Source organism: Gardnerella sp. Marseille-Q9691 (assembly GCF_046507715.1).
GTDB lineage: Bacteria > Actinomycetota > Actinomycetes > Actinomycetales > Bifidobacteriaceae > Bifidobacterium > Bifidobacterium greenwoodii.
Genome location: NZ_JBKFXI010000004.1, coordinates 20,373 through 33,243, shown reverse-complemented (window position 1 = coordinate 33,243; position 12,871 = coordinate 20,373). Strand labels below are relative to the sequence as shown.

Annotated in this window: 12 protein-coding genes; 10 read left to right on the top strand and 2 right to left on the bottom strand. The window is 44.8% G+C overall.

Annotation, left to right across the window (positions count from 1 at the left end):
• Positions 1-52 precede the first annotated feature (52 nt).
• Complete coding sequence (gene tmk / locus ACLD6A_RS06125; RefSeq protein WP_410313850.1) at positions 53-757, top strand: dTMP kinase; 705 nt, start codon at positions 53-55, stop codon at positions 755-757.
• A 33-nt stretch (positions 758-790) separates the two neighbouring features.
• Positions 791-1,960: a DNA polymerase III subunit delta' gene (locus ACLD6A_RS06120; RefSeq protein ID WP_410313849.1), complete on the top strand. Its 1,170-nt coding sequence runs from the start codon at positions 791-793 to the stop codon at positions 1,958-1,960.
• A gap of 19 nt (positions 1,961-1,979) precedes the next feature.
• On the opposite strand, the gene ACLD6A_RS06115 is transcribed toward ACLD6A_RS06120, so the two are convergent.
• The gene (locus ACLD6A_RS06115) at positions 1,980-3,059 is read right to left on the bottom strand and encodes a LacI family DNA-binding transcriptional regulator (RefSeq protein WP_410313848.1); all 1,080 of its coding nucleotides are present in this window, start codon (positions 3,057-3,059) and stop codon (positions 1,980-1,982) included.
• 113 nt (positions 3,060-3,172) lie between these two features.
• Complete coding sequence (locus tag ACLD6A_RS06110) at positions 3,173-3,439, bottom strand: HPr family phosphocarrier protein (RefSeq protein ID WP_019260531.1); 267 nt, start codon at positions 3,437-3,439, stop codon at positions 3,173-3,175.
• A gap of 269 nt (positions 3,440-3,708) precedes the next feature.
• Between ACLD6A_RS06110 and ptsP the strand changes: the two genes are divergently transcribed.
• From ptsP to rsmI, 8 genes are all read left to right on the top strand, one after another.
• Positions 3,709-5,367: a phosphoenolpyruvate--protein phosphotransferase gene (gene ptsP / locus ACLD6A_RS06105; RefSeq protein WP_410313847.1), complete on the top strand. Its 1,659-nt coding sequence runs from the start codon at positions 3,709-3,711 to the stop codon at positions 5,365-5,367.
• A gap of 84 nt (positions 5,368-5,451) precedes the next feature.
• Positions 5,452-5,901 (top strand): PTS sugar transporter subunit IIA, encoded by a 450-nt coding sequence (locus ACLD6A_RS06100; RefSeq protein ID WP_116794440.1) that lies wholly within the window; start codon positions 5,452-5,454, stop codon positions 5,899-5,901.
• 61 nt (positions 5,902-5,962) lie between these two features.
• Entirely contained in the window at positions 5,963-6,232 is a 270-nt protein-coding gene (locus tag ACLD6A_RS06095; RefSeq protein ID WP_019260534.1) for a PTS sugar transporter subunit IIB, read from the top strand.
• Between the two features lie 54 nt (positions 6,233-6,286).
• Positions 6,287-7,804 (top strand): PTS ascorbate transporter subunit IIC, encoded by a 1,518-nt coding sequence (locus ACLD6A_RS06090; RefSeq protein WP_410313846.1) that lies wholly within the window; start codon positions 6,287-6,289, stop codon positions 7,802-7,804.
• 258 nt (positions 7,805-8,062) lie between these two features.
• Entirely contained in the window at positions 8,063-8,614 is a 552-nt protein-coding gene (locus tag ACLD6A_RS06085) for a YbhB/YbcL family Raf kinase inhibitor-like protein (RefSeq protein WP_410313845.1), read from the top strand.
• A 75-nt stretch (positions 8,615-8,689) separates the two neighbouring features.
• The gene (locus ACLD6A_RS06080; RefSeq protein ID WP_410313844.1) at positions 8,690-10,297 is read left to right on the top strand and encodes a C69 family dipeptidase; all 1,608 of its coding nucleotides are present in this window, start codon (positions 8,690-8,692) and stop codon (positions 10,295-10,297) included.
• Between the two features lie 48 nt (positions 10,298-10,345).
• Positions 10,346-11,863, top strand: a complete 1,518-nt coding sequence (locus tag ACLD6A_RS06075) for a formate--tetrahydrofolate ligase (protein ID WP_180964367.1) — start codon at positions 10,346-10,348, stop codon at positions 11,861-11,863.
• A 17-nt stretch (positions 11,864-11,880) separates the two neighbouring features.
• Complete coding sequence (rsmI, locus tag ACLD6A_RS06070; protein ID WP_004129247.1) at positions 11,881-12,861, top strand: 16S rRNA (cytidine(1402)-2'-O)-methyltransferase; 981 nt, start codon at positions 11,881-11,883, stop codon at positions 12,859-12,861.
• The last annotated feature ends 10 nt before the right edge of the window (positions 12,862-12,871 follow it).

The window sequence follows — 12,871 nt, the reverse complement described above, 5'->3', positions numbered from 1 at the left end:
AAAGATTAAATAGACCTTGCATATGGAGTCACAAAATATGGAGTCACAAAATATGGCATCTAAGAATGGTGATTTTTCAGGCGGTTGCGCTTGCGGAGGAAACTGTGGTTGCAACAGTGAGAAATATGCTGAAAATAAAGGCTTATTTATTTCTTTTGAAGGAATCGACGGCGTTGGTAAAACAACGCAAGTTGAGGCGCTGAAAAAGCATTTGCAATCTTTGGGGCGAGAAGTTGTAGTGACGCGCGAGCCGGGCGGAACTGATCTTGGAAAGTCTTTGCGAGAAATATTGTTGCACGGATCTTTTGTGTCCTCTAGGGCTGAAGCTTTATTGTTTGCAGCAGATCGCGCTCAGCATGTTGCTCAAGTGATTCGCCCAGCGCTTAGCCGCGGAGCGGTAGTAATTACAGATCGTTACATTGATTCTTCGCTTGCTTACCAAGCAGGCGGCCGCGAATTGACTATGGATGATGTGCGAACTTTAAGCGAGTGGGCAACTGACTCTCTGTGGCCTAATCGCACTTACTTGCTAGACATGCAGCCGGAATCAGCTTTTGAGCGCTTGCATCGTGAGCAGGATCGAATGGAATCAGCCGGAATTGATTTCCAGCGTCGCACTCGAGAAGCTTTTTTGGATTTAGCGCAGGAATCTGCAGATAGGTATCGTGTATTAGACGCAACATGTTCTGCACAATCCTTAGCGGAGCTAATTTCTAGCGATGTGAATAATTTAATTGCGCAAATTGAATCTAAATAAAATGCTGTAAAACGAAATTTAGTGGGTGAAGCAATGAGCGTTTGGGATAACGTAGTTGGCCAAGAGCAGGTGATTAAGCGTTTGCAAAAAGTTGCTTGCGCGGACGCCAGTAAAATAGCCCAATCTTGGCTAATTTGCGGAGCTGCCGGCTTTGGTAGTGTGCAAGTCGCGCGCGCTTTTGCTGCTGCTCTCGAAAGCCCGGATTGTTTAGATGCAAATAGAAATATTAGTGGGGAAGTAGAGCTTAGTAAAACTGCTAAAGAAGTTTTAGCGGGCTCGCATCCGGATGTTCATACGCTTGCAACCGAAGGTGTGACTCTCAGCATTGACGATGTTCGCGAAGTTATTGGAATTTCCGAACAAATGCCTAGCACTGCTCCGTGGCGAATCATAATTATTGAAGATGTTGACAGAATGTTGGAGCGCAGCACAAACGTTCTTCTTAAAGAGATTGAAGAGCCTAGCAATCACACTATTTGGCTTCTTTGCGCTTCAAGCGCTAAAGATGTGCTTCCAACAATTCGTTCGCGCACGCAGCTTGTGCAATTAGCTATGCCGGATGAGAAGTCTGTAGCAGAATATCTTATTAAAAAAACGGATGCGGATAATGAGTTAGCAGGTCGTGCAGCTAGACTTTCTCAAGGAAATATAGAAACCGCGTTGATTTACGCAAGCGACGAGCGTGCTTTAAGCAGGCGAGATGAGTTAGTTGCAGGATTGCTTCGCATGCATGAGGCTGCTGACGCAATTATGCTTGCTGCAATGCTTATTGAGGACGCAAAAGCTCAAGCAGAAGACGAAGTTCAGCGAAATGTTGAAGCTCAGCAGAAAGAATTTTTAAGAATTAACGGCTTAAAAGAGGGCGATCGTATTGCGCCAAAATTGCGCACAGCTTACAACGCAATCGGTAAAAAAGATGAGGTAAAGCGCAAAGTTACTCGCGTAAGTCGCGACGTATTAGGCCGTTCTTTAGACGCAATCAGCAGCGTGTATCGAGACGTTTTAGTCATACTTAACAATGCGCAGGATTCTTCGCCAATAATAAATCAAGAATACAAGTCTGGGATTGTAGAGCTTTCTAAAAAACTAACGGTGAAGCAGGCGCTTGGTTTTGTTGACAACATTGCCACAGCTCGTAAGCGCTTGGCTAGGAACGGCAACGCAACGCTTGTTTTTGAAGCGTTATTCTGCTCTCTTCTATAAAGAAAACATAGGGGCTTTACTATATTCGCCACGGAAGTGACATATCGCTTGTGCCTATTCTCGGCGCGTTAGTTGACTCACGGCGCATAATTTCTGGCCTAAATTCCATGTGTGCTGGAAGCCAATGCTGCTCAGATTTATCTACAGTGGTTAAGCGAATAGCTTCGCGCGCAATCTGTTGGTATGGAGGTCTGATTGAAGAAAGCTTAGGCTCAGATATTTCTGCCTGCCTGCTATCTCCGTAACCTATTACGCGCACATCTTGCGGAACTTTTAAAGAAAGCTCATCTAAAGCCAAAAGCGCTCCCATTGCCACGGCGTCGTTTGCGCAAATAATAGCGTCTGGTCTGCGTGATTGCTTAGCTGCAGAAGTGGAAAAGAGCCTCATAGTATCCTTAAATCCACGCTGATAAGTAAGCTCGCCAAAAGTCGTCCAATCTGGCTCAGGAAGTAGACTTAATCGGCTTGCAGCAGTCTGGAAATTAGCGAATAAGTTTGCGCTTTGTGTGGAGTCAACATTTCCGCTTAAATAAGCAATATTGTGCGCGTCGTGGTGTGAAAGATGTATTAAAGCAGCTTCCATCATGGATTCTTGATCCATGCCAACCCAGTTAATGTGGAACGAAGTTGCAGTTCCTCCAATTTGCACAATCGGAAGATTATTTACGTAGTTTTCAAGTATTTTTGTTAAATCAATATTGTTGGACTGTATAACAATAAGACTGTCAACATTGTGCTCAATAAGCTCCTCAATGCGCTCTTCTTGCGTTTCAGCGTCTTTGCCAGTGCCAACAAGAAGTATTTTGTCTATTGTCTTAGCTGCCTCATCCAGGGCGGAAAGCATGTTTACGTTGAACGAATCGTCTACGTTGCTTGTGCTTATTACCACGCCGATTGTGTTAGTTGTGTCGCTTCTTAATGCGCTTGCTGCATAATTTACTGAATAATTAAGCTGTTCTGCAGCTTTTCTAACGCGTTTTGCAATATCGTCATCTTTGGCTCGACGGCCAGAAAGTACGCGAGATACTGTTGCGATTGAAACTTTTGCGAGCGCCGCTACATGAGTAATGGAGGCATTCTGATTTGTTTGATTTGCCATATATGCCCCCGAATGAGTGCGGTGCTGTAGCTAATAATAAGCAGCACCGCAAATCGAATACTATAAAGTGAATATTATTTATTTGCTCGTTTATTTACTTTCTTAACTCTATATTATTCGCCTTTCGTGACTACTTCTACAAGCTTAGCTGCCACATTTTCAGCATCTTCGCCGTCTACAGTAATTGTGATTGAATCTCCCTTAGTAATGCCCAAGCCCATAATCGAAAGAATGCTGTTTGCGCTTACTGGAGCTCCTTCACCTTTTGCGATTGTTACGGTGCAATTTGATGCCATTGCAGCTTGTGAAAATTCAGATGCTGGGCGAGCGTGAATTCCAACAGGGTCTTCAATAGTAACGGTGCGAGTTGCGACTGACATTTTTTCTCCTTTGAATAAAAAATTAATAATTTCTACTTTTATTTTACTTTCGTATAAAAGCAAAGTTTTTTTTTTCTTAAGTTTTTTATTGCTATTTTTAATGTTAAGTGTAACACAATTAACTGAAAAATACAGAAAACGTTTTCACTTGTTGTAACAACGTTTTTAATGGTGTATAGTTTCATTAGTAAGAAACGTTTACCTGCAAGAAATGCTTCTGCGGCGTTGCAGCTGTGGTAAAGCGTCTAAACCTAAAGGAGGGTTTAAGTATGGTAATCACTGGTGTTGGTATTGGTCGTTCAATGGCGTCCGGTGAAGTATTGTGTATGGCACCTGCTTTGCGCGAGCCAGAAGATGTGGCTCGTCCTTCGGCAATATCAATCGAAGATGCCAAGACTTCAGTACAAAACGCTTTAAATGCTGTAAATAAAGATTTGCAACAGCGTGCGGAAGCTGCTCTTAAGGCAGCGGATGAAGGAACTAAAAAAGCAGCACCAATTATGCAGGCTCTTGCACAAATGGCGTCGGATCCAGCATTAATAAGTGCGATTGAAGCTGGAATTTCTGCTGGAAAAACAGCTGAACGTGCTACTTGGGAAGGATTCGCGCAGTTTGAAGATATGTTGCGCAATCTTGGCGGCTATATGGCTGAGCGTGCGGGAGATTTGCACGATGTTGGCCAGCGCGTTATTGCGTCCTTGCTTGGTGTCGAAGCGCCTGGAGTGCCAGAAAGCGATTCTCCTTTTGTGTTGGTTGCTAGGGATCTTTCTCCTGCCGATACTGCTTCGCTCGATTTAAGCAAGGTTCAGGCAATTGTTACAATCGACGGCGGTCCTACAAGCCACACTGCTATTCTTGCGCGCGCTCGCGGAATTGTTGCTGTTGTTGGAGCGCACGATGCTTGCCAGCTAAAGAATCATCAAATGATTGTAGTTGATGCTGCCCACGGACGCGTTATAAGCGATCCTAGCGAAGAAGAAATTGCGCATGTTAAAGAGTCTCGTGAGCGCTTAAGTCGTGCTCGCGAATTGCGCGGATTGCCTGGAAGTACTAAAGATGGTCATTTGATTCCACTTTTGGCAAATGTTGGCAAGCCTTCGGATGCTCAAATTGCGCACGAATATGGTGCTGAAGGCGTTGGCTTGTTCCGTACGGAATTTCTGTTTATTGGTAACGAGCAGCCGCCTAGTGTAGAAGAGCAGACAGAAGCTTACACAAAGCTGCTATCTCAATTTGATGGCAAAAAAGTTGTTATTCGTTTGCTTGATGCTGGAGCAGATAAGCCGTTGCCATTCTTAACTCCGGAAGATGAGCCAAATCCTGCTTTAGGTCTTCGCGGTTTGCGCACTTTAAGGCAGCATATGGATGTTTTAGACGGACAGCTTGAGGCCTTGGCTCGCGCTGATGCCGCCACTAATGCAGATTTGTGGGTAATGGCTCCAATGGTTTCAGACGAGCATGAAGCAGCGTATTTTGTAAAGCTTGGTAAATCTAAAGGTCTTAAGAAGGTTGGCGTTATGGCCGAAGTTCCTTCTATTGCTTTGGTTGCCGAAGAAGTTGCTCAAGTTGCTGATTTTGTTTCTATTGGAACGAATGATTTAACTCAGTACACTCTTGCGGCTGATCGAACTCTTGGATCTGTTTCTAATTACCAAACTGCTTGGCATCCTGCCGTGTTGCGTGCAATCAAAATGATTGCAGACGCTGGCAACGCTCATGGTATGCCAGTTGGAGTTTGTGGTGAAGCTGCGGCTGATCCAGACTTAGCGGTTGTTCTTACCGGTCTTGGTATTAACTCGCTTTCTATGACGCCGGTTGCTTTGGACGATGTTCGTGCTGAACTTGCTCAGACTACATTTGATGAAGCAAAAGCTAAAGCTCAAGAGGCTTTAGCTGGAAAGTTCTACCACTCGATTATGCAGGAATAATCAAAATTTAAATATAACCAAAATTTAATAATCACAAAATTTAAAAAATAGTAAAAAATTAAAAATAATCAGAAAAGAGAAAATATGAGCGCTGATATTGACGAGCTTCTTCCGGACGCTGCAGTTAATCTTGACGTTGCGGCTAAGGATTGGCGCGATGCGATTCGTCTTGCTGGCGATGCTTTGCGAGAAGCTGGCTTTACCACTGACGAATACACGGATCAAATGATTGAAACCGTTGAGAAAATGGGGCCATATATTGTTATTGCTCCAGGCTTGGCTTTGGCTCATTCAAGGCCATCGGCAGCGGTTCTTAAAAGCGGTTTAAGCTGGGTTCGTTTAAGTACGCCTGTTGAATTTGGAAATGCTGCTAACGATCCAGTTTCTTTAGTTATTGGTCTTGCAGGTCACGACGAAAGCGAGCATATTGGGGTTATGTCCGCAGTTGCTGCAGCTTTGTCTAATCCTGTAAAAACTAAGGAACTTGCGCAAGCAAAAAATGCTGAAGAAATTCGCGCGATTCTTAAAAGTTAGATGTTAAATCATAAATTAATTTTGTAAAATTAAAAATGATAACTCAACGAAAGAGGCTATTATGAATATTCTGTGCGTATGCGGAAACGGCATTGGCACGTCTGTACTGCTCAAAATCAATGTTGAGGCTGCAGCAGCAGACCTTGGTCTTGATGTTACGGTTACTACTTCCGACGCTGGAAGTGCAAAAGGTACCGCTAATATGAACGACCTTGTACTCACATCTCCTCAGCTCGCTCCAGAGCTTGAGGGTACTACCACTCCTGTGGAAACAATTGAAAATTTCATGGATGTTGAAGAGGTGAAAAGCGTACTTGAGCGTTACGTATAGTAATTACTCATAGTATTTGCCTTCCCCTAGGGAATAAAAAAGAAGGAAATAAAAATGAACATTGTAGTTCAGGTTTTAAATTTCATAAGTCAGCAGATTTTGAATGTGCCGGCTTATTTGATTGGTATTATTGCAGCAATCGGTCTTATTGCGCTCAAGCGTAGTACAGGACAAGTTATTGCAGGCGGCTTAAAGGCTGCTATGGGTTACCTTATTTTGGGCGCAGGTGCTGGCGTTGTTGTTGGCGCTCTTGCTCCATTTGGTGACTTAGTTTTGAAGTCTACTGGTGCACACGGCGTTGTGCCTACAAACGAGGTTATTACAGCTCAGGCTGCAGGACAGTATGGTGCTACCTCTGCATACATTATTGTTCTTAGCTTCGTTCTTATGCTTCTTGCTGCTCGCTTTACTCCACTAAAGTACATCTTCTTGACTGGTCACCACATGGTGTTCATGTCTATGCTTTTGGCTTTGGTGCTTTCTGTAGGCTTTGGTGCAGGCAACCAGCTTCTTATTGTTATTGTTGGCTCCATTATTATGGCTACTGTTATGGTTGTTTTGCCAGCTTTTGCTCAGCCATTCATGAACCGCATTACCGGAAGCGATAAGCTTTCAATCGGCCACTTCAACTCCTTAAGCTACATTGTTTCTGGTGCTGTTGGCGCTGCTGTTGGTAAGAAGTCAAAGTCTACTGAAGACATCAACTTCCCTAAGGGCTTGAGCTTCTTGCGCGATTCCATGGTTTCCACCACTTTGTTGATGGTTGTGCTTTATCTTGTGTTTGCAGTATGGGCTTCTATTGTGTTGCCAGCAAAGGAACTCTTCAAGATTTTCGCATCTCATCCTGCTGATTACAGCGCATTCTACATGGCTGCTTTTGCTCAGGCTTTGCAGTTCGGCATTGGCGTTAGCGTAATCCTCTACGGCGTTCGTATTATCTTGGGCGAATTGGTTCCTGCATTCCAGGGCATTGCTAACAAGGTTGTTCCAGGCGCACGCCCAGCATTGGATATTCCAATCGTGTTCCCATACGGTGCTAACGCTTCTCTCATTGGCTTCTTGGCTTCCTTCGTTGGTGGCCTTGTAGCTCTTGGTATTATTGCAGTGTGGATGGGGCCGGCCTGGGGCTTGGCTTTGATTCTTCCTGGCATGGTTCCTCACTTCTTCGACGGTGGCGGTGCTGGCGTATTCGGCAACGCAACCGGCGGTCGTCGCGGTGCTATTCTCGGTGGCTTCATCAACGGTTTGATTATTACATTCCTACCAGCAGTATTGCTCACGGTTATGGGTTCCTTCGGTTTGGCAAACTCCACCTTCGGCGATGCTGACTTTGGTTGGGTTGGCACTGTTGTTGGTAACTTCGCACACCTTGGTGCAGGCGTTGGTGCTGTAAGCTTGATTGTTTTTGCAGTTATAATCTTTGCTTTGGCTTGGGTATGGCAGGTTAAGGTTGTTAACACCGGCTGGCTTCCTGCAGTAAAGCATGCTGAGTTCATTGAAAGCATTAAGGAACAAGAGCGTGCTGCCAAGAAGGCTGCTATGGCTGCTAATAAGGAGGATGCAGCAAAGTAAAAATCGAGTATAAAATCTCCATTTTCTAAATCAGTGCGCCCAGTTCTTTATGGCTGAGCGCACATTTTTATTAATCTTATTAGTCTTTAAAGTTATAGATAAAGCTTCAACATCGTTATTTTCTCAGTTTGCTGACTGCGTTAGTAACGAATATTGGCGGTTTATCGTTACTAGTGCAGTTTGCGCGCTGCGTTAATAACGAATAAGTAATTTATTAGCGCAGTTGATTAGTGCTGTGTAATAGTAGATACTTGAATTATGAATATTTCTACAGATTTCACTATTATTCCGGACGATTATTCTAAAGCTGCACCGTCGCAGAATAAAATTAACGGAGTTCCAGTAGTTTCATTCCCGTTTTATATTGACAATATGCCATCTTTTGTGCACTACTTGCATTGGCGACTTGTTGACGATGACGCAATACCGGTATGCGGTTTTGAATGGATTCATTGGACGGCTGCAAACGTGCCAGTAGATGCGTTAATGTTTGATTTTAACGATTCTCATGCTTTGCAAATTCCGGAAGATTTTTCGCGCAAAATGCCGTCGATGATTCCGGAAGCAGTTCAAGGACGCAATTCGCAAGCAAGCAGATTCGTTGGTTGTGAAGACTCAGCAATTACTATGCGTTACAACGGTCCTCAGCCTCCGGATAAAGATCACGAATACATGCTTGAAGTTTTTGGCACGGAACAACCTTTGTCAAATCTTAAACAAGGCTTCTACATGAATGAATTGTTGCGCGAAATTCGTAACTGCACTAGCGGCGTAGATGCGGGCGGAATGTTCTTTACTGGGCGCGCCTAATTTAAGTAACTAGCGATAGAATCAATCAGGAATAAAAAATTAGTAAAATATTGAAACTCACAATGGGGGCTGCAAATGGCATGCACAACAATTCTCGTCGGACGCGGCGCAAGCTACGACGGATCTACGCTTATTGCTCGTAACGAAGACTCAGCAAATGGCGAATTTAATCCAAAGCGCTTAGTAGTAGTAAAGCCAGAAGATCAGCCTCGCGTTTATAAGTCTGTTCTTAGCCACGTTACGGTTGAACTTCCAGACAATCCAATGCAATACACAAGCGTGCCAAACGCTGATTTGCGCGAAGGAATTTGGGGAGAGGCCGGCCTAAACGAAGCAAACGTTGCAATGAGCGCAACCGAAACGCTTACATCCAACGAGCGCGTGCTCGGAGCAGATCCAATGGTTGAGCTTCAAAAAGCACAGGGCAAAGTTGGAGATGCTGATTATAAGCCGGAAGTGCCTGGTGGAATTGGCGAAGAAGACTTCCTGACGATTGTTTTGCCTTATATTCGTAGCGCTCGCGAAGGTGTTGAGCGTTTGGGTGCGTTGCTTGAAAAGTACGGCACTTATGAGATGAACGGCGTTGCTTTTTCGGACGTGAATGAGATTTGGTGGCTTGAAACTGTTGGCGGCCATCATTGGATTGCTAAGCGCGTGCCGGATGAAGCTTACGTTGTTATGCCAAACCAGCTTGGTATTGACGAGTTTGATTTGGATGACGCTTTTGGTGAGCAAGAAGAGCACATGTGCTCGGCTGATTTGCTTGAGTTTATTAAAGAAAATCACTTGGATTTGTCGGTTGAAAACGCTTCTCCTTTCAATCCTCGCGATGCTTTTGGCTCTCATTCGGATTCTGATCATGTTTACAATACTCCTCGCGCATGGTTCATGGAGCGCTTCTTGAATCCGTATGACGAAGTGTGGGATGGTAAAGACGCTGATCATCGTCCGGACAGCAACGACATTCCTTGGGCTCGCCAGCCAGAACGCAAGGTAACCATTGAAGATGTTAAGTACGTTTTAAGCTCGCACTATCAGGGCACTGAATATGATCCTTACGGAAAGCTTGGAGACGAGCATACTCGCCACATGTTGCGCCCAATCGGTATTAACCGTCAAAGCGAGCTTGCTGTAATGCAAATACGTCCTTACATGCCGGAAGAAATACGTGCAATTCAGTGGATTACTTACGGTTCTAATCCTTTCAACGCTTTGGTGCCGTTCTATCCGAACGTAAATCGCACTCCAAAATATTTGGAAGATACAACTACTCGCGTAACAAGCGAAAACTTCTATTGGGAAAATCGCATTATTGCAGCTCTTGCCGATGCTGCGTTTAACGATACAGCTAATACGATTGAGCGTTACCAGGAAACTGTTGGCTCTCTTGGGCATGCAATGGTTAAGCGCACAGATAAAGAAATTGCTGATTTGCTCGGCGTTTCTTTAAGAGATTACGAGCCAGAGCGTGAATGCGATGAAGACGGTTATTGCGGCGATGTTGTGCGCAATCCGGAAGAAATTATTGCCGCTCTTCGCGACGCAAAAGTTCGTGAGGCTTTGGCTAACGCGAATGACAGCATGGCAGAAAGGTTGAAGAAGGAAACAGACGCGTTGCTTGATAATGTTCTTTACATTACAAGTATGCGTATGAAGAATGGCTTTAACCGTTCTGATCATTAAATTATATAAAATATGCATTTATGCATTATGCCTATGAAAGTGGGGAACATGAGCATTATTGATAAATACACAACAACATTCGGCTTGGTTAAAAAGATTGATGCCTTCGGGTATTTGGACTATTTAAAGCAGAATCCTGATCAGCCTCGCAAGCATGGAAAAGTGCTTCTTGTTACTGCAGACACTCCGCTAAAAGCATCTCGTGGTGAAGGTAAAACAACTACTACGATTGCTTTGGTTGATGCCTTGCGTGAGCGCGGTGTTGATGCTGCTGCAGTTCTTCGTCAGCCAAGCATGGGCATTACGGCCGCTGGTTCTAAAGGCGGCGCAAGCGGCGGCGGTAAGTCTTCGCTTTCTCATCCTGAGCTTATTGATTGGGGCTTGTGTGGTGAGATGGCTGCTATTGCTTGCGCGCAGAATTTGCTTGTGTCGTTTGCAGAAAAAGCAGTTGATGAAGGCGTGCTTGATACGATTTTGGTTCCTCGCGTAAGTGAAGTTCCATCTCGTTCGCTTCGCAGCATTGCTGTTGATTATGGCAAGGGAACTGTTCCTGAGCGAGTCGTTTTGACTCCAACATGCGAGCTTATGCAAATTGTTGTTCTTTCGCGCAGCATGGATGAGATTTCCGAGCGCGTTGCTTCAATGATTGCTGGCACAAAGGATGGTGTTCCTCGTAAGTTTGGTGATTTCGTTGATTTGTGGCGAATTACAAATATTCTTTCCGACGCTGTAAAGCCTGCAAAAACAGAAACTATTAACGGTTCGCCGATTTATGTGCATTGCGGTCCATTTGCAAACGTTTCGCTCGGTATTCCAAGCCTTGTAAGCGTTGAAATGGCTTGCGCTGAGCATGATGTTGTTGTTGTGGAAGCAGGTTATGGTACGGATGCTGGTGCTCAAAAGTGGCTTGATATTGCTTCTCGCGAGTTTGGTGCAAAGTGGCCTGCCGCTGCAGTTGTAGTTACTCGCGCAACTACTTGGCGAGATGACGAAACTTTGGCTTGGCGCTACCCATTCCATGTTTCTCGTTTGGAATCTCTTAATATTCCTACATTCCCGTTGATTAATTTGTGGGAAGGTGAGGATGATCAGGTTCCTGAATTATTAGCGCAGGCGAAATCTTTGGGATTTAGGAAGCCGATTGTTGGCAATCTTTTCCGCGACGGTGGCGATGGTTTGGCAGATCAGCTTGACGATTTTGTGTCTGTAATTAGTGAAGATACTAAAGCGTATGCTCCTGAATCCAGGCGCGGAAATACTCTTATGAATCGAATTAAGCTTCTGTGTGAAGAAGCTTACGGCGTTCCAGCTGATCGTGTCATTGAAAAAGATGGCTTTGCTGATTCTCTGTCTGCAGCGCAAGATTTGTGCGCAAATGCAGGTGTTGATTTCAACAGCCTTGCGTTAGTGGCAGTCAAGTCTCCTGCAACCATGACGGACGACGATCACAAGCCTGCTGGGGAGCGCACAGTTACCTTAAAGAAGGTGGAAGTTCACGCTGGTGCTGGAGTTGTGCAAGTAAACCTTACTGCATCTCTTACAACGCCAATGCCAAAAATTGTGTGAATTGGCAAGGAGTAAAAATGAGCGAGACCGAATCTGAAGAAATTAAAAATAATACTTCAGGAAATCGTAATTTACGTAGCAAAGTCGTTCTCGCAGAATCGCCTATTGGTAGTAAATGCGGCAAGGTTTTTCTTGCCGCAACGCCAATTGGTAATATTGGTGACGCTTCTTCTAGGCTAATAAATCTCCTGGAAACTGCAGATATTGTGGCAGCTGAAGATACGCGTAGGCTTTACGATTTGGCGAATCGACTTGGGGTTCATGTTTCTGGGCGCGTTGTTGCGTATCACGATCACAATGAGCGAAATAAGGCCGACGGTTTGCTCGACGAAGTAGAGCAGGGTGCTAAGGTTCTTGTGGTTTCAGATGCCGGAATGCCAACTATTAACGATCCGGGTTTAGCAATTGTTCGCCGGGCTATTGAACGTGGTCTTCCTGTTACATGCGCTCCAGGCCCTAGTGCGGTTCTTGATGCTCTTGCGCTTTCTGGATTGCCAACTGATCGCTTCTGCTACGAAGGTTTTTTGCCAAGAAAGTCTGGTGAACGACAGCAACATTTGCGTTCTCTTAAAGCAGAGCGCAGAACAATCGTGTTTTATGAGGCTCCGCACCGAATTGCAGAAGCTATGGAAGATCTATTAGCCGTGCTTGGCCCTAATAGACCAATGGCATTATGCCGAGAGCTTACTAAAGATTTTGAGGAAATTCGCCGCGGGAATGTGCAAAGTATTTACGACGGCGTGCTGGCTGATCCTCCTCGTGGCGAAATTGTGCTGGTTATTGGGGGAGCTAACGATGATGAAGTTAGAGCAGAAAGTCAAGATTTAAGCGTAGATGCTCTTGCTGAGCTTGCGGCTGATTGCGCAGAAAAGGAAGGTTTGCGCATTAAAGAAGCAATTACGAAAGTAGTAAAAGAGCATCCGCTTTTAGATGGTTCTTTTGCAAATCGTAAGCAAGTTTACGCAGCATGCCTTAAACAAAAAGGTGAGGCTGAGTAGGGAATTTTCT